This window comes from Telluria sp. Soil_C_11, assembly GCF_057657395.1.
In genome coordinates this window covers 266,760-285,527 of sequence record NZ_JBDGIN010000007.1, presented here as the reverse complement: position 1 = coordinate 285,527, position 18,768 = coordinate 266,760, and the positions used below count along the sequence as shown (strand labels likewise).

Sequence of the window (18,768 nt, the reverse complement as noted above, 5' to 3'; positions counted from 1 at the left end):
AGGCCCTACTGGAATTGACGCGTCCGTTTCTGGATTGCATGGGCCCGCATCCCTGCGCGTCCATGCAGGCGGAAAGGTGCGGCTCGCCTTGAAGTCGCCAGTACACCGGAAAGGCGATGCAGCGCGAGCATTTGCTCGAGCGCGGCGGCGAGTTGCCTGCCCGGTTCCACCTGTCCAGTCTCGACCGTCGGCGCAACGCGGTGTAGCGCGCAAAGAATCATCGCGTTCTCCGCCGTTCGCTCGCGCAGGTGCCGGTCGCCCAACGCTTCCAGAAGCGTTTCCTCGTGGCGCAGGCCTGCCTCGACGGTGGCGACCATGTGGCTGAACCCTCTGGCGAAATCGTCGTCGGTTCCGGCCTGGAGCTCCCTGATTCGGTGACGAAGTGCCTGGTGCACGTGACGGAGGACGGCGCGATCGGCGCACCACACGGCTTTTCTCGTAAATAAGGGCATGGTGGCCTCATGGTGAGTGACGCTGCGGCGCAACGTCGGTGAAGGAGTGGTAAAAAGTTCGACTTCGATCAAATACTCATGCGGCCGGCTAATGAGCAAACAGCACCGGCAAGTGTGCCCAGCGCAGTACCGTCGCGGTGATGCCATCCGTCATCCCCTCGCGAAGCGGGGAACGCCCGTAAGCGCCCATCACAAGCAGGGTGACGCCGCTTTTGGCGGCTTCGGCGAGCAGAACCTTTCCGGCATCTTCCTGGCGTCTTATACGGTGTGGAGAGGCGGCGATACCATGCCGGTCCAGCCACACCGCCAACGCGGCGCACGGCTCCTGCTCCAGTCCGGTTGCGGGCAATTCGTCGCCGACTCCCAGTATCCTGACGCCGCGTGCCAGTCTGAGCAGGGGCAGCGCGCGGGCCACGGCGCGGCATGCTTCCGCGCTGCCGTTCCACGCGACCAGGGCTTCGCCGTCGAGCGTAGGGGGCATTCCGGTGTTCGGCAGTATCAATAGCGGATGGCCGCCGGCCAGCAACAGGCGCGCGGGCAGGTCTGCCGGTCGCAGGGGATCGATGACAGTGCGGTCGGGCTGCCCGACGATAGCGAGATCGCAATAGCGGCTCTGGACAGGCATGCCTCCGTCGGCATCGTCATCGATCAGGCGCGGCTCGTACGAAAGCACGCCTTCCGCTTGTGCGAGGTTGGAAAAGCGCTCGAGCGCCTGCTGGGCTTTTGTGCGCAGACTCTGGCAGCGGCTGGCCAGCGGATTGCGCCCGGCGGTGAACGCCTCGGGCGGTACGAAGCGCGAGATCCCGGTCGGCGCCGCGCCGACCAGATGGGCTCCGCACTGCCGTGCCAGGCGGGCAGCGCAGCGGATCCGGGTGATCGCAGCGTCGCTCAGGTCGGCATGCACGAGGATCGTCTTGTAAGCCATTTGGTGCTCCGGCATGGAATCCTTCACCCGATGAGCCTAGTGCGCACTGCCTCTCATGTCTACAAGGACGCCGCAATTAGCACACTTAGTTACGTCTATTTTGACCTCCATCAAAATTTATGCAGGCGGCTTCGCTAGGCTTTGCGAAACGCCAACGTCATGAGGGTATAACGATGAGTGTACGGAACCTGCAGCACTTCTTTCGTCCGGGCACAGTAGCCGTCGTCGGCGCTTCCAGTCGGCCGGCCAGCGTCGGCGCGACGGTTCTTGCCAACCTCGTCAGTGCAGGCTTTCGCGGCAAGATCTGGCCGGTAAATCCGAAGTATCGCCAGCTCGAGGAGTTGCCGGTGTACCGCGATGTCGGCGACCTGCCGGGAGCGCCGGAGCTGGCGCTGGTGTGCACCCCGGCCGACACGGTTCCAGGCATTGTCGCCCGGCTCGGCAAGCTCGGCTGCCGCGCGGTCGTCGTCCTCAGCGCCGGGCTCGACGCCACCGGCGACGATGGACGCAGCCTGCGCCAGGCAATGCTGGACGCCGCGCGGCCCTACCTGCTGCGCATCCTCGGCCCGAACTGCGTCGGGCTGCTGGCGCCTGGCAGCGCGCTGAACGCCAGTTTCGCACCGGTGGCGGCGCTGCCGGGACGAATCGCTTTCGTTGCACAGTCCGGCGCACTCGTCACTGCGGTGCTGGACTGGGCGCGCGCCCGCCAGATCGGGTTCTCATGCTTCGTGTCGCTGGGCGACGGCACTGACGTCGACTTCGGCGACCTGTTGGACTACCTGGCAAGCGATCCGGGCACTGACGCGATCCTGCTGTACGCCGAAAGCGTGCGCCAGGCGCGCAAGTTCATGTCTGCAGCGCGCAGTGCCGCACGCGCCAAGCCGACCGTCATCGTCAAGGCGGGAAGGGTGGCTGAAGCGGCACATGCCGCGTTCAGCCATACCGGCGCCCTGGCGGGCTCCGACCTGGTCTATGACGCCGCGATCCGTCGCGCCGGAATGTTGCGGGTCCATACCACCGAGGAGCTGTTCGATGCCGTGGCGATCCTGGCCCAGCCGCGCCGGCCTGCCGGTCCGAGGCTGGCCATCCTGACCAACGGCGGCGGACCGGGAGTGATGGCGACCGATGCGCTGGTCGCGGGCGGCGGCCAGCTCGCGCGCCTGGCGGGCGTCACCGTGGAGCGCCTGTCCGCCGGACTGCCGTCCACCTGGTCTCATGGCAACCCGGTCGACATCATCGGCGACGCGCCGGTGGGACGCTACCGCCTTGCCCTGCAAGCCTTGCTGGACGAGCCGGATGCGGATGCCGTGCTCGTGATCCATGCGCCGACGGCCATCGTCCCGAGCGCCGAGATCGCGCGGGCGCTGCTGCCGCTGCTGCGGACCGCCACGCGGCCAGTGCTGTGCTGCTGGCTCGGCGGCGCCAGCGTGGAACAGGCGCGCGCACTGTGCGCCGATGCGGGGCTGCCGGTGTTCGACACCCCCGAGGAAGCCGTACGCGGTTTCCTGCAACTGGTCGGCTACCAGCGCAACCAGCAGGTACTGATGCAGGTTCCGGCGGCGGGATCGATGGCGCCACCGGAACGGGAAGTCGCGCGCGCACGTGTCGACATGCTGCTCGACCACGGGACAAGTAAAGTCGGGGAGGCGGACGCGAAGGCGATCCTTGCCGCCTATGGCATCCCGGTGGTGCCCACCGTCACCGTGCGCGATGCAACGGAGGCTGTGAAGGCAGCGGCCCGGATCGGCTACCCCGTCGCCTTGAAGATACTTTCGCCGGACATTGCGCACAAGAGCGACATCGGCGGCGTCGCGCTGGACCTGGCCGACGAAACGGCGCTGGCACACGCCGCCGAGGCAATGCTCGCGAGGGTGCGCAAGCTGCTGCCACAGGCCTGCATTGCCGGCTTCACGGTACAGGCGATGGCGCGTCTGCCGCATGCCCACGAGCTGATCGTCGGGGTCACTACCGACCCCTTGTTCGGCCCGGTGATCCTGTTCGGCCATGGCGGCGTCACGGTCGAGGTGAACAGTGACCAGGCGGTCGCGCTGCCGCCGCTGAATCGCGTGCTGGCCGCCGACCTGGTCGGCCGCACGCGCGTGGCGCGGATGCTGGCAGGGTTCCGCGATTATCCGGCCGTGAAGATGGAAGCGCTCTACGACGTATTGGTGAGGGTGGGCCAGCTGGCAGCCGACCTGCCCGAGCTGGCCGAGCTCGACATCAACCCGCTGCTCGCCGGAGCCGACGGCGTGGTGGCACTGGACGCACGCATGCGGCTGGTGCCAGTGCCTCCCGGCCGGGATCCGCTCGCCCGCCTGGCCATCCTGCCGTATCCGGACCGGCTGGAGCGGCGCGTCGACAGCGGCGTGGGCCGCCTGACGGTGCGTCCGATCCGGCCCGAGGATGCGCAGGCACACCAGGAATTCTTCCACGCGCTGAGCCCGGAAGACGTGCATTTCCGGATGTTCGGGCTGATGCGCGACCTGCCCGCGGCCCAGCTGGCGCGCTTCACCCAGATCGACTATGCGCGGGAGATGGCGTTCATCGCCACCCGGTCAAAGGACGGGCGCGACGAGACCCTGGGCGTGGTGCGGGTTGCGATCGATCCCGACGAGACGGAAGGCGAGTTCGCCATCGTCGTACGCTCCGACCTGAAGGGCCGCGGCCTGGGCAGCCTGCTGATGGGCTGCCTGCTCGATTATTGCCGCGCGCGGGGCCTCGGTCTGGTGCGCGGCGCGGCGCTGGCCGACAACCTACGGATGCATGCGCTGGCCCTCCATTGCGGCTTCGACATGCAATCCGCCGACGACGGCACCATGCTGATGAGCCTTCGGCTGGCGCCCGGAGCCGGGGAGAACCGGTAACGGTTCGCCGGTCATCGCTCAGTGCGCCAGCAGCAGCGGTAGCGGCGAACGTTCCAGCAGTTCGCGTGTCACGCCCCCCAGCACCCATTCACGGTAACGGCTGTGCCCATAGGCGCCCGTGACGAGCAGGCCGGCGCCGCTGGTACGCGCCAGCGACATCAGGGCATCTCCCGCCGTGGAACGGGTGCGTTCGACGATGACATCGACCTGCACCCCCTGGCGGGCGAGGTAGAGAGCCATGTCGGCGCCAGGCTCTTCGCCGTGCAGTTCGGTCAGCTGGTCGGGGTTGATCAGGGCTAGCTTCACGCTGCCGGCCTGCTGCAGCAGGGGCAAGGCTCCTTCGATGGCACGGATCGCCTGCATGCTGCCGTCCCAGCCGACGACGGCTGTGCCAGGAATCGGTCCGCCGTCGTACGATTCCGGTATGACCAGTACAGGACGGGCACCATGAAGCGTGACATGTTCCGGAAGGCGGCGCACGCGCGGGACGAACGGGAGCTCGGGACTGGATATGGGCGCAACGTCCTGGCTCAAGATCGTCAAGTCGGCGTAACGCGACTGCATCAGCAGGGCAAAGCCCGGCTCGTCCTCCACCAGGCGCGCTTCGAGAGAGGCTACGCCCAGGTGGCGAGCCTGTTGCGTGAACTCGTCCAGGCGGACGCTGACCGCATCCCTCAGGCCCTGATAATCGCTGTTCGGCATCATCGGCGCACCCATCGACCCGGTCAGCAGGGCAAAGTCGAGCCATGACATTCCGGTCATCCCGCTGCCGATCAGGTGGGCCTCGTGGGCGGCAGCCAGTTGTGCCGCGGCGCGCAGACGGCTGTGCTGCTGAGGACTGCCGTCGACGTGAACTACAATGGTCTTGTACATTCCAGGTTCCTTGCAGGAGCATTGATCGATGGCGGAGCGAGACCTTCGACGCTACTGTATGCCCCTGGTTTGCCGGCGTCTAATCTTCACTTGATGCAGATCAAAAAGAGCTAAACTTTCGCAAAAAGTCCTGAAAATTCGCTCATTGGCTTTGATGCTGAGCAAAATAGTCTTTAAGATGGCCGAGTTCATGTATTTACGCTCAGATCATGGATCCCGATCACGCCTCCGCCAGCCTCGACTGGCTTTTGTCCGCGGCTCGTGACCCGATGCTGGTGTGCGACGCCGCCGGCGTCATTGTCTGCGCCAATACTCCGCTCTCCGCACTGTTCGGCTGGCCCCTCGAGGAATTGATCGGCGAACCGGTCGAAGTCCTGGTGCCGGCAGACCTGCGCACTTCGCACGCAGACTTGCGGCGTCACGCCGGCCGCACACGCGCCATGGGCAGCGGGCGCTTCATGGCCGTCGACCAGGCTGGCGGGCAGTTCCCCGTCGAGATCAGCCTGTCGCGACTTGACGCCGGGGAGACTTCGCTGACGCTGGCCACGGTCCACGACATGCGTGCCAGGGCCGGCGCCGAGCAGGCGCTGCGCGACAGCGAAGCGCGCATGCGCGCCGTGTTCGAGACCGCGGCGGACAGCATCATCACCATCGACGAGCGCGGCCTGATCGAGCGCGTCAACCCGGCCGCGGAGCGCATGTTCGGCTACACGGAGCGGGAACTGGCCGGGCGTAACGTGTCCGTCCTGATGCCGTTCCCGGACCGTGAACGCCACGACGGCTACCTGCGCCATTATCTCCGTACCGGCGAACGGCGGATCATCGGCATCGGCCGCGAAGTGCATGGGTTGCGCAAGGACGGCATGCTGTTCCCCATGGAGCTGGCGGTCACGGAAATGCGGATCGGCGAAACACGGATGTTCACGGGACTGGTCCGTGACATTACCGCACGCAAGGAGAGCGAAAGACATACCGATAACCTACTGAAGGAACTGCGAGGCGCCAACGAAGAACTGGGCAATTTTGCACACGTCGTCTCGCACGACCTGAAAGCGCCATTGCGCGCAATCGGCGCGCTCGCAGACTGGCTGGTGACGGACTATGCGGACCGTTTCGACGATGAAGGCCGGGAGCACATGCGCCTGCTCATCGGTCGTGTGCATCGGATGGGAAGCCTGATCGATGGCATCCTCCAGTATTCGCGCGTGGGGCGCGAAGGAGGCGCGCTGCGGGTCGTCGACCTGAATGCAGCGCTGGCGGAAACCGTGGACCTGCTGTCGCCGCCGCCGTCGATCGTGGTGGCCGTCGCGCCCGGGCTCCCGGTGATCTGGACGGAACCCACGCGTATCCGGCAGGTCTTCCATAACCTGATCTCGAACGCCATCAAGTACATGGACAAGCCCGAGGGGCAGGTCGCCGTGAGCTGCAGCGACGAGGGTGATTACTGGCGCTTTTCGGTCGCAGATAACGGCATCGGCATCGAGCGGCGCCACTTCGAGCGCATTTTCCAGTTGTTCCAGACGCTGGCCCCGCGCGACCGCATCGAGAGCACCGGCGTCGGCCTGGCCTTGGTCAAGAGGATCGTCGAGCTGCAGGGAGGCAGGGTGTGGCTCGACTCGGTTCCCGGAGAGGGCAGCACGTTTTATTTCACCATGCCGAAGACGCACCGCCAAACCCAACTGGGGGAGCCATGAACTCTTCCGCGAAGCCGATTCTGCTTGTCGAGGATGATCGGGTCGACGTTCTCACCACCCGGCGGGCGCTAACGGAAGTCCAGGTCACCAACCCGCTCGTGGTGTGCGAGAACGGCGAGGAAGGATTGGCGTGGCTGCGCAATACGGACGAGCCGCCTTGCCTGGTACTGCTGGATTTGAACATGCCGGTCATGAACGGCATCGAATTCCTTGAACACATCGAGCGCGACGAATGCCTGCGCCGTATTCCCACCGTCGTGCTGACCACTTCCGAGGAGCAGGAGGACAAGTTCAGGAGCTTCGAGCTGGGGATCGCAGGCTATATGCCGAAGTCGGTCGAATACCGGCGCTTTGTCGAGGTCATTCGTTCCATCGACCAGTACTGGACCATGAGCGGGCTGCCCTGAAATGAACACGATACTTGTGCTGCTGGTCGAGGACGATTCCGTCGACCGTATGGCGTGCCGGCGGCGACTGGCCTCGACTTCCGGCATGCGATTCCGGCTGGAGGAAGCAGACGCTGGGGAACGTGGGCTGGCGCTGGCCGGCAGCCTGCGTCCGGATTGCATTCTGCTCGACTATCGCTTGCCCGACCTGAGCGGGATCGAGTTTCTTGCCCGCCTGAACGCCGATCCGGACGACGCCGTCCGCACCACGCCGGTCCTGATGCTGACCGGCGCCGACAGCGCGGCCGTCGCCACCGAAGCGATGCGACACGGCGCCCGCGATTATGTGGTCAAGGATGCCGAAGGACGGTATCTGGAACTGCTGCCATCCGCTATCGAGCGTCTCCAGCGCGAGCGGCGGCTGGTGAAGGAAAAGCGCCAGGCGGAAGCCCGGTTCCGGACCCTGGTCGAGCAAACGCAGGCAATCAGCTATATCGTGGCAATCGGACGCCCCGACCGCTTTCACTACATCAGTCCGCAAATCGGAATACTCGGGGCGACGCCCGAGGAGTGGCTGCGCAACCCTGGGCTGTACACGGCCAGCATACAGAAGGAAGACAGGAAGAGGGTGCTCGCCGAGGTGCTCCGCTGCCGTACCGGCGGACTGCCGCTACGCCTGGAATACCGTCTGCATGCCCGGTCCGGCGACGTGTTGTGGTTCCGCGACCAGGCCGACATCGTGCATGACGAGACCGGGCAAGCACTGTTCATGCAAGGCACGCTGATCGACATCACGGCCAGCAAGCTGGCCGAGCAAAAGCTCATCGAGACGCGGGACGAATTGAGGCGCCTGGCGGCGCACCAGGAGAGGATCCGGGAAGCTGAGCGACAGCGCATCGCGCGCGAAATTCACGATGAGCTGGGCGGTCTGCTTACCGGCATCAAGGCGTACATTTCGGTCATCGATGCCCGCTGTATGCAGGCGCGAAGGCCGGCCGATCCGCTGTTGGGGGAGACGGCCGCGTTGGCGCAGGAAGCCATCGATACCGTCCGGCGTGTGATCACGGATCTGCGTCCCAGCGTGCTGGATCAGTTGGGCATCTGGGCAGCGCTCGATTGGTACGCGGCCCAGGTTGCCCAGCGTTCCGGGCTCGAATGCCATTGCGAGATTCCGCCTTCCGTCACCTCGCTGGCCATCGATCCAGATCGCAGCATCATGCTGTTCCGCATCGTGCAGGAGGCGATGACGAATATCCAGCGCCACGCTGCGGCGGACAAGATCAGGTTGCAGGTCCACTACACGAATGGAAAGTTGACTGTGTCGATCGAGGACGACGGCTGCGGCATCGCGGAAACGGTCGGGGCGTCTTCGGATGTGTCTTGGGGAATCCGTGGCATGCAGGAACGATCGCGCAGCCTGGGTGGGGATCTGAGCGTCCTGCCGCGCACGGGCGGCGGCACGGTCGTCATGTTCCAGATGCCAGTGGAGGCCGATCGTGTCGTTTGAAACCATCCGTGTGCTGTTGGTCGACGATCACGCGATCGCGCGCAATGGCGTACGCCTGATGCTCGGCACGGGCGCCGATATCGACGTGACCGGTGAAGCCGCGGATGCCCACCAGGCGCTGGAGCTGGTGCGGCGCCAGGTGTTCGACGTGGCACTGGTCGACATCACGATGCCCGGCATGAACGGACTGGATCTTCTGCGCCATTTCCGCAGCCAGCACCCTGACATGGCTGTCCTTATCCTGAGCACCTACGCGGAAGAGATTTACGCCGTGCGTGCGCTGAAGCAGGGCGCGGCTGGCTACCTCACCAAGGACGCGCCGACGGCCGTGCTGATCGAAGCGGTCCGGCGCGCGGCGGCCGGGCGCAAGTATGTCAGCCCCTCGCTGGTGGACAAGCTGGCTTCGCTGGTGAGCGGCGATGCCGCCGCGGCCGGGCACGATGCGCTGTCGAACCGGGAACTCGAGGTATTCAAGCTGATCGCCAGGGGCGAGCCCCTCGTGCAGATCGGCGAACGCCTGCATCTGAGCCCGAATACCGTCACCACCTATCGCTCGCGTATCCTCGACAAGATGGGAATGTCAAGCAACGCCGAGCTGACGCGATACGCGCTTGAGCACGGTCTGATCTAGTAGGGGAATCCCTACATGTCCTGTCAAGCTGCCCTGACCGCGCACTGACGGAATACATGCTGCCCACATACCCGATTCGATCCGATACTGCTTGCATTGTTGGTAATAAAAAGCGAGGAACAAGGGATGACTGAGCAGACATTGCGGATGATGCCGGCAGGCGAACAGGTGGGTAGCGATGCCCTCGGCGGAAAATGCGGGCAGTGCGCCTACCGCACGCTCTGTTTGCCGCTGGGATTGAGCGACCATGAAATGACCAAACTGGAAAATGCGATCGGCTGCCGCCGGCGGCTGGCGCGCGGCGACCCACTGTTCCGTGTGGGACAGCCTTTCCGCAACCTGTTCGCCGTGCGCTTCGGTCATTTCATGACTTGCCGTAGCGACCATCGGGGCGAGCGCTACATCACCGGGTTCCAGATGGCGGGCGACCTCCTGGGCATGGATGCCATCGGTAACGGCGAACATGCCAGCACCGCCGTTGCGCTGGAAGACAGCGAAGTCTGCGAGATACCTTACGAGCGCCTGCGGCAGATGATGGTGGAGATTCCAAACATGATGGAACACTTTCACAGGACGATGAGCCAGGAGATCCTGCGCGACCAGTCGGCCATTCGTTTCCTCGGCATCCTGCGCGCGGACGAGCGGATGGCCAGCCTGATCCTCGACCTGTCCTCGCGCTACGCCATGCGCGGGTTTTCACCGCGCCGGTTTCAGCTGCGCATGTCACGCGACGAGATGGCGCGTTACCTGGGCCTGAAGCTGGAGACCGTGAGCCGCTTGCTCGCGCGCTTCCGCGAACAGGGCCTGATCAGGCTCGAACGCCGCGAACTCGAAATCCTCGACATGCGCCATCTCGAGGAGCTGGCTGCCGGCACCCAGGAGAGCGTTGATCACGTGACTCCCACACCCTCGAAATCCAACAAGGACAAATATCATGCGGGCACTCGTATATAAAGGACCCGGCGTACGGGCCCTGGAAGAGCGGCCAGAGCCCTCCATCCAGCAGGCCGGAGACGCCATCGTGCGACTGACGCGCACAACCATCTGCGGCACCGACCTGCACATCCTGAAAGGCGACGTGCCGACCTGCCAGCCCGGCACCATCCTCGGGCACGAAGGCGTCGGCGTGATCGACTCCGTTGGAGGGGCGGTCTCCGGCTTCCACACGGGCGATCGCGTCCTGATCTCATGCATCACCTCGTGCGGCCATTGCGAGTACTGCCGCAAGGGAATGTATTCCCATTGCCTTGATGGCGGCTGGATCCTTGGACACCGGATCGACGGCACCCAGGCAGAGTACGTCCGCATTCCGCATGCCGATTTCAGCCTGCATCATCTTCCCGACAACGTCGATGAAGAGGCGCTGACGATGCTCAGTGACATCCTGCCAACCGGGTTCGAATGCGGGGTTCTGAACGGCAAGGTGCAACCCGGCTGCAGCGTCGCCATTGTCGGCTCCGGTCCGATCGGCCTGGCTGCCTTGATGACGGCACAGTTCTTCGCACCGGCGACCCTGGTCGTCATCGACCCGGACCGCCATCGCCTCGAGATCGCGCGGCGCTTCGGCGCTACCGATGTTCTCCCGCCGGACGCCGACACCGTTGCGCGTGTACAGGCCCTGACCGACGGGAAGGGCGCCGATGTCGTCATCGAGGCCGTCGGCGTGCCGGCAAGTTTCGAGCTCTGCGAGGAGCTGGTGGCGCCGGGCGGCACCATCGCGAACGTTGGTGTCCATGGCGTCAAGGTCGACCTTCACCTCGAGCGGCTGTGGTCGCACAACATCACGATCACGACGCGCCTGGTGGACACGGTGACCACGCCCCAGCTCCTGAAAGCGGTCACGGCGCACAAGCTGGAGCCGGCCTCGCTCGTGACCCATCGCTTCCGGCTCGAAGACATGGACCAGGCATACGACACGTTCGGGCGGGCCGCCGATACCCATGCGATGAAAGTCATCATTCAGGTATAGACAGGAGGTCGTCATGATCATCGAGAAGATATGCGTGGCGACCGATGGCTCGGACCTCGCGGTCCGGGCCGCGCAAATGGCGGTGCTGCTGGCGCATACGGGAGCCAGGCGGGTCGTGGCGGTATCTGTCGCCCAGCCGCAGTTCTCGCTCGCCCCACGGCTCGAGTCCAGCAGGGAGCTGGAACCCGCCGTCGATCGCGCCCTGAAGGCGGCTCGTGCGCACGTGGACACGGTGGCGCGCATCGCCAAGGCCGGCGGGGTATCCTGCGAAACGCTGATCAAACTGGCTTCGTCGCCGGGGCCGGAAATCGTCGACACTGCGGAGGAGTATGGCTGCGACCTGATCTTCATGGGTTCCCATGGCCCATCCGTGCTCGACAGGGGATATGCCGGAAGCGTTGCACAGTATGTGCTGGCGTCGTCCCCGGTCCCGGTGCTGGTGTTGCGCGATCCCAGGGAAGCGTCCCAGCCGGAATTCAGTGATGCATCGGCTTCTTGAGGAATCCCGTGTGCAGGCCCTTCGGTGCCTGACCCGCCGTCAAGGCTGGCGCTCTCGCACCGTGGGCAGCATGCGCGACAGCACACGGTCGCGCAGCACGTAGTGGTGGTAAAGCGCGGCGGCGGCATGGCCGGTTGCGAGGACGATGATGGCCCAACCGTTCAGTTCATGGAGCTCGCCGACCAGGTGGTGCGCCGACCTGGAGAAGGGTGCGAACGGCGGAGGAATCAGCAGTCCGAAGAAGCTCATCGATTCGTCGCCTGCCCACCGCAGCACGAATCCCAGCACAGCCTCGGCCGCAAGCATTGCGTACAGCAGCCAATGGACGGCCCTGGATGCCGTCTCGGTCCAGCCGGATACGGTAGGCGGGAGCTGATGGCCGGGTATCAGACGCCAGACGATGCGGATCACGATGACGGCCGACAGGATGATCCCGAACGACATATGGGCGACGATCATGAGGTGCCGGGTCGGGCGCGCAAACCATTCCCAGGTTTCGGCAAGCGCGAACTGGCTCAGCACCAGCAGCGCCGTCAGCCAGTGCAGGACGACGGAGACATGGTCGTAAACCGTGCGGTCATCGCCGGCGGCAACACGGGTAATCTTGCTGATGGTCGAATCAGGATCGGATTTCATCGCTATTCCAGAAGTGGTTAATCATTGACAAGCGCGGCACGCAACCATTCCAATCGTTCGATGCCGTGCGCTTCCTCATTCCTCATGCAATTCTGCCTCCAGGATGGCCGACACGGGTGGATTTTTCCTGCTGGCGAAGTACGGATCTGACCCCTTCGAACCAGAGTGTGGCCACGATCGCGCTGCCTGCGGCGACCAGCAGCATCCGGGTTGGCGGCAGGGCGAACGAAAACAGGCGCGCAATCTCCGACGTGGCGAGCACGATGGCGAGCAATGCCGCCGTCAGCAGGCCCATCCAGTTGAAATAACGATTGCCGGCACGTCTTCCTTGCCATATCGGGCCATCCCAGGAGCGGTTCACGTAGATCAGGCCGATGTTGGAGAGTACCAATACCGTAAAAGTCATCGCGCGGGCGACATCATCGGCCCCTGTCTGATGGCTGCTCCAGAGATAGACGCCGCACAGTAATGCCAACAAACCCGTTCCCTGCGATAGGCCCCTGGCCAGCACGGCCATGTCGAACAGCCGGTCGTCCGAGCGGCGGGGCTTGCTGCGCATCGCATCCCGTTCCTCTACCTCCGCCTCGAACACCAGCGAACAGCTCGGGTCGATGATCAGCTGCAGAAACAGGATATGTGCAGGCAGGAGTATCAGCGGCCATCCGAACAACACCGGAAGGATCGACAGGCCGACGATCGGCACATGGACGGCGATCACGAACACGATCGCCTTGCGCAGGTTGGCGAAGATACGCCGGCCATAGCGCACCGCTGTGACCAGGGAGGAAAAGTCGTCTTTCAACAGCACCAGGCCGGCAGCCTCCCGGGCAACGTCGGTGCCGCGTGCGCCCATCGCAACGCCGATGTGGGCGGCTTTCAGGGCCGGCGCATCGTTGACGCCGTCGCCCGTCATGGCAACGACCTCACCCTTGGCCCTGAATGCCCGCACCAGCCGAAGCTTGTGTTCGGGCTGTACGCGGCAGAAGATATCCGTCGTGTCGAGACGCATCGCCAGCGCTTCGTCGTCCAGCATCGCCAGTTCGAGGCCGGTCATGAGACTCCCGTTTGCAGACAGTCCCGCCTCGCGCGCAATGGACAGCGCGGTCGCCGGATGGTCGCCGGTGATCATCACGACGCGGATGCCCGCCGCGTGGCACTCGGCGATGGCGGCCGGCACATCGGGCCGCACCGGATCTTCCAGTCCGACCAGGCCGAGGAAGCGGAAATCGAAATCGTGCTGGTTCTCCGGCAGTTCCTGTGCGGGGAAGACCGCCCTTGCCACCCCGATGACGCGCAGGCCGGCGGCTGCCATGCGCGTGACCTGTTCCGCGATCCTTTTGCTTTGCACGGCGTCCAGATGGCACAAATCGACGATCGCTTCCGGAGCGCCCTTGGCCGCGATCATGCGTTCGGCCGTATCGGGCGATTGCCATACCCTGGACATGGCGAGCATCTGGCGCGACAAGGGGTAGTCGTCGACCAGCGTCCAGTCGCGGTGCAGGTGCTCCGTGTTGGCCAGCAGTTGCTGGCCGGCTTCGGTGATGGCCGTTTCCATTGGATCGAATGCGCGGCGGTGGCTCGCCAGGACCGCGTACTCCAGCACGGCGTGGAAGGTTTCAGGGAAAAGGGCATTCACCGCTTCCGCGACCCCGTATTCCGTGTCCTCGCACCAGAGCTTGCGGACGATCATGTGGTTGGTGGTCAGCGTCCCGGTCTTGTCCACGCAGAGTACGGTCGTGGCGCCAAGCAGTTCGACTGCGGGTACGTTACGCGCCAGTACGTTTTCCCGCGACAGGCGCCATGCGCCAAGCCCGAGGAAAAGCGTCAGGACGACAGGCAGCTCCTCGGGAATGACCGCCATCGCCAGGGTGAGTCCTGCCAGCATGGCATGCAGCCAGTCGCCGCGCAATAGTCCATAGCCGAGTGCCAGCAGGGCTGCCAAGGCCAGGCCCGCCAGCGCCACGTATTTGACGATACGCCGCGTTTCGGCCTGGATGGGCGTGCTTTCGCCGCCCAGCGATGCAAGCGATCGGCCGATCCTGCCCAGGGCGCTGTGTTCGCCGGTGGCCACCACTTCGCCGCGCGCCGTACCTTGCGTCACCAATGTGCCGGAAAAAACGTTCTCTGGCGCTTCCTGGCCCGGCGCCACCGTGGCGGAGGCCGACGTCGGCGCAGCATGCTTGGCCACCGGCACCGACTCCCCGGTGAGCATCGATTCGTCGACCATCAGGTTCGACGATTCGTGCAAGCGGATATCGGCCGGTACACGGTCGCCTTCGGCCAGGAGAACGATGTCGCCGCGCACCAGTTCGCGACCGGGTATCCGCCGCGCAAGACCAGGGCTCGCGGACTCGACAGGTCGCGCAAGGCATCAAGCGAGCGCTCTGTGCGGCGCTCCTGGACGAAGGTAATGCCCATCACGACGAACACGAAGGCCAGCAGCATCAGCGCTTCCTGGCGGTCGCCCAGCATCATGTAGATGCCGCCACAGGCTACCAGCAGCAGGAACATCGGTTCAAGGACGACGTCGCGCAAAAGGCGCAGCAGGCTGCGCGGCTTCGATGCAGGAAGTTCGTTGGGACCTTCCACGCGCAATCGCTGTGCCGCTTCCTGTTCGGCGAGGCCGGACAAGTGGCCAGGCAGCATGTCCATCATGCTAGCCGGCTTACGTATGCAAGGAGTCGATCAAGTCGGGAAAGGTATGCATGTCAGCTCCATGATCTGGGTAGTTCGACATTAACATCTTCTGGAACGGGGCCGCGTACGGGCGCTCCGGTGCCGAAGCTGGCGGGCTGCTTCAGGCGCCGTGGGGAAGTCCAAGATGCTGATTGGCCGGGACGGCGACATCGATCAGCCTGGGCCTGGGCAGGTTCAGCTCACCCATCAGCTTCACGAACGCGTCCTTGCTGCGGTTCGCGAGACGGGCATTGTGGCGCTTTTCCCAGCCGATTGTCGACACCGACTGACCCTTGTAGTCGTGTCCTGGCCACATGCGGGTGTCGTCGGGCAGGGTGAACAGCTTGCGCGTCACGCTATCGTACAGTGCGTCGGCGCTGCCGCTCTGGAAATCAGTGCGGCCACAGCCGTCGATCAGCAGCGTGTCTCCGGTAAACGCGTTGCCGCGCCAGACATAGCTCATGCTGCCGGCGGTGTGGCCCGGCGTATGCAGGACTTCAATGGTCTCGCCTTTGCCGAAGCGGACGATATCGCCCTCATTGAGCTGGGTTTGCGCGGCGGCGATCCCGCAACCGCCGGGAACCGCCGCTTTCGCTCCTGTCAGCCCGCACAGCTTGCCGGCCGATGTGACGTGGTCGGCATGGGCATGCGTCTCGAGCACGTAAGCCAGCTTGAGGCCGAGACGTTCGAGGTGGCGCAGGTCGCGCTCCCAGTGGCGGTCGACAGGGTCGATGATGACTGCGTCCGGGCTTCCGGGAGCGGCCAGGATATAGGTGAAGGTCGATGATTCGGTGTCGAACAGCTGGATCGGATTGAGGTGCATGGTGTGCTCCCGGGGCGTCGATTGGGAATTACAGAATTGCCTTGGCGATCATGCCCACCGCAACGGCGGTGGATACGGCTGCAAAAGCCTTTTGCAGATGGAGGCCCGACAGCCGCGCCGACAGGGTGCGGCCGGCCACCATGCCGGCCAGCGCGCCGGCGGAAAAGGGCAGGGCGATGCTCCACGTGAGTGCGCCGCTGGTTGCGCTGGTGACCACCCCGGCCGTCGAGATCAGCGCGATCACGGCCAGCGAAGTCGCCACGGCCGGCTGCATCGCCAGGTCGGTATGGCGCTGCAGCGCAGGCACCATCACAAAGCCGCCGCCCACGCCCAGCAAGCCGGACAGCAGGCCGGCAATCGCGCCGGACAGGGCAAGTGCACGGGCGCACGGGCCAGTCCAGATGAAGCGGCCTGTACCGGACCCGCGCACGCACGGGGGCGGCCGGGTCCGGCCGTCGGCTGCCATGGCCTGGGTGCCGCGTGACTTGCGGAAGGTGTTCATCGCCACATACAGCAGCACCAGGGCGGACAGCACGCCGAGCCAGCGATTGTCGATCCGGTGCGCCAGCCACAGGCCGGCGGGAGCGAACAGCATACCGGTTACCGCGATTAACAGCGCCGCGCGATAGCGCACCAGCCCGGCGCGCAAGCCGAGGCTGGCGCCCAGCGCAGCCGCCATACCGACCGCCATCAGGCCGATCGGTCCCGCTTGCGCCACCACGATATGGGTGCCGAATATCAGCAGCGGCACGGCGAGGATGCCGCCGCCGGCCCCGGTGAGGGCGAGGATCAGCCCGACCGCGAGACCGAGCGTCAGCGAGGTCAGCATGGGTTGCCTCCGGTCAGGTGGTGCGTGCCCTCGCGGCGACGACGCGGCGCTCCAGGACTTCGAACACGAGCATCCCGGCCAGCATGGCGCCGGTGAAAATCATCCCCTTGCTACCGCTGCTGAAGAGCGAAGCCAGGGCTGGACCTGGACAGAAGCCGGCCAGTCCCCAGCCGGCGCCGAACGCGAGGCCTCCAAGCACCAGGCGGCGATCAATCACGGTGGCGGTCGGCAAGCGCATGGCTTCGCCCAGCAGCGAGCGTTCGCGCCTGCCGGCGAAGCGGAAAGTGACCAGGCCGACCAGGATGGCACCGCCCATGACCAAGGCCAGCGAGGGGTCCCAGTCGCCGGCCAGGTCGAGGAAGCCCTGGACCTTGGCGGGATTGGTCATGCCCGAGACGATCAGGCCGATTCCGAATACCAGGCCGACGATGAACGCGCTAATGATCGACATCTTTCGCTCCTCAAGCAAGGACGTGCCGCAGCACGAATACAGTGACGAAGCCCGCCAGCATGAACGCGCAGGTCGCCGCCAGCGAGCGCGGAGACAGACGCGACAGCCCACATACGCCATGGCCACTGGTGCAGCCCGAGCCGTAACGGGTACCCAGCCCGACCAGCAGTCCGGCCGCGGCGAGGGCGCCGTCGCCGGCGTCGATGTGGGCTTCAGGCAAGGCGAAAAACAGGGCATAGGCCAAGGGCGCACCGACCAGGCCCGCGAGGAAGGCGAGGCGCCAGGCGATGTCGCCCCGCAGCGGGCGCAGCAGGCCGCCGAGGATGCCGCTGATGCCGGCGATCCTGCCGTTGAGCAGGACGAAACCCGAGGCGGCCAGCCCGATCAACAGGCCTCCGGCGAGCGACGTCCACGGCGTAAAGTGAAGCCAGTCAATGGTCATGATGGTCTTTCTGTTCTTTGGTGCAAAAAAGTTCGTAGAGCACGCGCATGACGGCAGTCGCTTCCTTGCTCGCAAGACTGTAATAGATCTGCTTGCCTTCGCGCCGCGTGTTGACCAGGCCCTCCTCTCGCAGGAGGCCAAGCTGCTGGGAGAGCGTGGGCTGGTGGATGCCGAGCATGGTTTCGAATTCGCTAACGCAGAACTCGCCTTGCGTCAGTTGACACAAAAGTAACAGGCGGTCGGGGTTGCCAAGTGTCTTCAGCAGGGCGCATGCTTCCGTCGCGGCAGCCTGCATTTCTTTCAAATCGAGTTTCTCTTGATTCGGCGGCATAAGGCCAACCCTTTCGCCAACAATCTACAAGAATACATTATATCATAATATATAGTATCAGGGATTGTCGCAGTTGGGTGCTTTAACGACCGCGCCTGGCGAGCTCCTTGGCGGCCAGCCCGTCGCAGATCCGGGTCAGGTTGGCGGGCTTTTCGTTGCAGGCTTCGCCGAGTTCCGAGGCTGTCGAGGGGTCGAAAAGACCCTGTTCGGCGTGCTGGTCCTGCTTGCGCCCTCTTGGCGGCGGGCAGCGTGGTGCCGATGTCGATGATGATCCAGGCCATGGCCTGGCTGGCGGTGCCGCATCTTGCGTGCGCGGCAAGAACCAGCGACTGATCAAGGTGGCGCTGTGCGCGATCGCGGTGGTGGCGCTGACCGGGCTGCTGTTCGCGCCGCTGTCCACGGTCTGGCTGTGGGCGGCCCTGCAAGGGGTCGGCCAGGGCGGCCCGATCGCGGCGGCGATGACCGTCATCGTGCTGCGCGCGGGCGATCCGCACATCGCGGCGCAGCTGTCCAGCATAGCGCAATGTCGGCTATCTGCTGGCTGCCCTCGGCCCGCTGGTCGTCGGCTTGATACGCGACGCGACCGGCGGCTTGGCCTGGTGCGGCGCGCTGTTCCTCGTGCCCGGATCGGTGGCGGGCTTCAATGGCTGGCGCGCGGGCCGGGCAGACCATGTGCGGGCCATGACGCGGACGGCGCCTTGACGATCGTTGGCGCCAGGCGAGTGGCCGCGTAATCAGAAAGGCCGCTGATCACCGCACGAATGGTCAACAGCCTGTTTT

The 18,768-nt window shown here is 65.0% G+C and carries 20 protein-coding genes; 9 read left to right on the top strand and 11 right to left on the bottom strand.

What is annotated here, in order from left to right; genetic code table 11:
- Positions 1-5 precede the first annotated feature (5 nt).
- Complete coding sequence (locus AC3A6M_RS14505) at positions 6-524, bottom strand: hypothetical protein (RefSeq protein ID WP_487853423.1); 519 nt, start codon at positions 522-524, stop codon at positions 6-8.
- A 16-nt stretch (positions 525-540) separates the two neighbouring features.
- Positions 541-1,377, bottom strand: a complete 837-nt coding sequence (locus AC3A6M_RS14500) for a universal stress protein (protein ID WP_487853422.1) — start codon at positions 1,375-1,377, stop codon at positions 541-543.
- Positions 1,378-1,496: 119 nt separating this feature from the next.
- Between AC3A6M_RS14500 and AC3A6M_RS14495 the strand changes: the two genes are divergently transcribed.
- On the top strand, positions 1,497-4,241 hold the full coding sequence (locus AC3A6M_RS14495; RefSeq protein ID WP_487853421.1) for a bifunctional acetate--CoA ligase family protein/GNAT family N-acetyltransferase: 2,745 nt from the start codon (positions 1,497-1,499) through the stop codon (positions 4,239-4,241).
- 18 nt (positions 4,242-4,259) lie between these two features.
- On the opposite strand, the gene AC3A6M_RS14490 is transcribed toward AC3A6M_RS14495, so the two are convergent.
- Positions 4,260-5,114 (bottom strand): universal stress protein, encoded by an 855-nt coding sequence (locus AC3A6M_RS14490; protein WP_487853420.1) that lies wholly within the window; start codon positions 5,112-5,114, stop codon positions 4,260-4,262.
- Positions 5,115-5,323: 209 nt separating this feature from the next.
- On the opposite strand from AC3A6M_RS14490, the gene AC3A6M_RS14485 reads away from it, so the two are divergent.
- The 7 genes from AC3A6M_RS14485 (at position 5,324) to AC3A6M_RS14455 (ending at position 11,800) form a co-directional block, all read left to right on the top strand.
- Entirely contained in the window at positions 5,324-6,808 is a 1,485-nt protein-coding gene (locus AC3A6M_RS14485; RefSeq protein WP_487853419.1) for a sensor histidine kinase, read from the top strand.
- A complete protein-coding gene (locus tag AC3A6M_RS14480; RefSeq protein ID WP_487853418.1) occupies positions 6,805-7,215 on the top strand; it encodes a response regulator in 411 nt (136 codons plus the stop codon). Before AC3A6M_RS14485 ends, AC3A6M_RS14480 begins: the two co-directional genes overlap by 4 nt.
- 1 nt (position 7,216) lies before the next feature.
- Positions 7,217-8,701, top strand: a complete 1,485-nt coding sequence (locus tag AC3A6M_RS14475) for a sensor histidine kinase (RefSeq protein WP_487853417.1) — start codon at positions 7,217-7,219, stop codon at positions 8,699-8,701.
- The gene (locus tag AC3A6M_RS14470) at positions 8,691-9,332 is read left to right on the top strand and encodes a response regulator (RefSeq protein ID WP_487853416.1); all 642 of its coding nucleotides are present in this window, start codon (positions 8,691-8,693) and stop codon (positions 9,330-9,332) included. Before AC3A6M_RS14475 ends, AC3A6M_RS14470 begins: the two co-directional genes overlap by 11 nt.
- A gap of 126 nt (positions 9,333-9,458) precedes the next feature.
- Positions 9,459-10,286: a helix-turn-helix domain-containing protein gene (locus AC3A6M_RS14465; protein ID WP_487853415.1), complete on the top strand. Its 828-nt coding sequence runs from the start codon at positions 9,459-9,461 to the stop codon at positions 10,284-10,286.
- A complete protein-coding gene (locus AC3A6M_RS14460; protein WP_487853414.1) occupies positions 10,267-11,301 on the top strand; it encodes a zinc-dependent alcohol dehydrogenase family protein in 1,035 nt (344 codons plus the stop codon). The genes AC3A6M_RS14465 and AC3A6M_RS14460 overlap by 20 nt, the downstream gene beginning before the upstream one ends.
- 13 nt (positions 11,302-11,314) lie before the next feature.
- Positions 11,315-11,800 carry a universal stress protein gene (locus AC3A6M_RS14455; protein WP_487853413.1) on the top strand — a complete coding sequence of 162 codons (486 nt, stop codon included), beginning with the start codon at positions 11,315-11,317 and terminating at the stop codon, positions 11,798-11,800.
- Between the two features lie 39 nt (positions 11,801-11,839).
- Here AC3A6M_RS14455 and AC3A6M_RS14450 read toward each other — a convergent pair whose 3' ends face one another.
- The 8 genes from AC3A6M_RS14450 to AC3A6M_RS14415 form a co-directional block, all read right to left on the bottom strand.
- A complete protein-coding gene (locus AC3A6M_RS14450; RefSeq protein ID WP_487853412.1) occupies positions 11,840-12,436 on the bottom strand; it encodes a cytochrome b in 597 nt (198 codons plus the stop codon).
- Between the two features lie 82 nt (positions 12,437-12,518).
- Positions 12,519-14,741 carry a cation-translocating P-type ATPase gene (locus tag AC3A6M_RS14445; RefSeq protein ID WP_487853411.1) on the bottom strand — a complete coding sequence of 741 codons (2,223 nt, stop codon included), beginning with the start codon at positions 14,739-14,741 and terminating at the stop codon, positions 12,519-12,521.
- Entirely contained in the window at positions 14,663-15,091 is a 429-nt protein-coding gene (locus AC3A6M_RS14440) for a cation-transporting P-type ATPase (RefSeq protein WP_487853410.1), read from the bottom strand. The genes AC3A6M_RS14445 and AC3A6M_RS14440 overlap by 79 nt, the downstream gene beginning before the upstream one ends.
- Before the next feature lie 142 nt (positions 15,092-15,233).
- A complete protein-coding gene (locus AC3A6M_RS14435; RefSeq protein ID WP_487853409.1) occupies positions 15,234-15,935 on the bottom strand; it encodes an MBL fold metallo-hydrolase in 702 nt (233 codons plus the stop codon).
- Positions 15,936-15,963: 28 nt separating this feature from the next.
- Positions 15,964-16,764 carry a sulfite exporter TauE/SafE family protein gene (locus tag AC3A6M_RS14430; protein WP_487853408.1) on the bottom strand — a complete coding sequence of 267 codons (801 nt, stop codon included), beginning with the start codon at positions 16,762-16,764 and terminating at the stop codon, positions 15,964-15,966.
- Positions 16,765-16,777: 13 nt separating this feature from the next.
- Positions 16,778-17,215 carry a YeeE/YedE family protein gene (locus AC3A6M_RS14425; RefSeq protein ID WP_487853407.1) on the bottom strand — a complete coding sequence of 146 codons (438 nt, stop codon included), beginning with the start codon at positions 17,213-17,215 and terminating at the stop codon, positions 16,778-16,780.
- A 10-nt stretch (positions 17,216-17,225) separates the two neighbouring features.
- On the bottom strand, positions 17,226-17,657 hold the full coding sequence (locus AC3A6M_RS14420; RefSeq protein WP_487853406.1) for a YeeE/YedE family protein: 432 nt from the start codon (positions 17,655-17,657) through the stop codon (positions 17,226-17,228).
- Positions 17,647-17,988, bottom strand: coding sequence for a metalloregulator ArsR/SmtB family transcription factor (locus tag AC3A6M_RS14415; protein WP_487853405.1), 342 nt, complete (start codon positions 17,986-17,988; stop codon positions 17,647-17,649). The genes AC3A6M_RS14420 and AC3A6M_RS14415 overlap by 11 nt, the downstream gene beginning before the upstream one ends.
- 308 nt (positions 17,989-18,296) lie before the next feature.
- On the opposite strand from AC3A6M_RS14415, the gene AC3A6M_RS14410 reads away from it, so the two are divergent.
- Entirely contained in the window at positions 18,297-18,722 is a 426-nt protein-coding gene (locus AC3A6M_RS14410) for a hypothetical protein (RefSeq protein WP_487853404.1), read from the top strand.
- Positions 18,723-18,768: the final 46 nt, after the last annotated feature.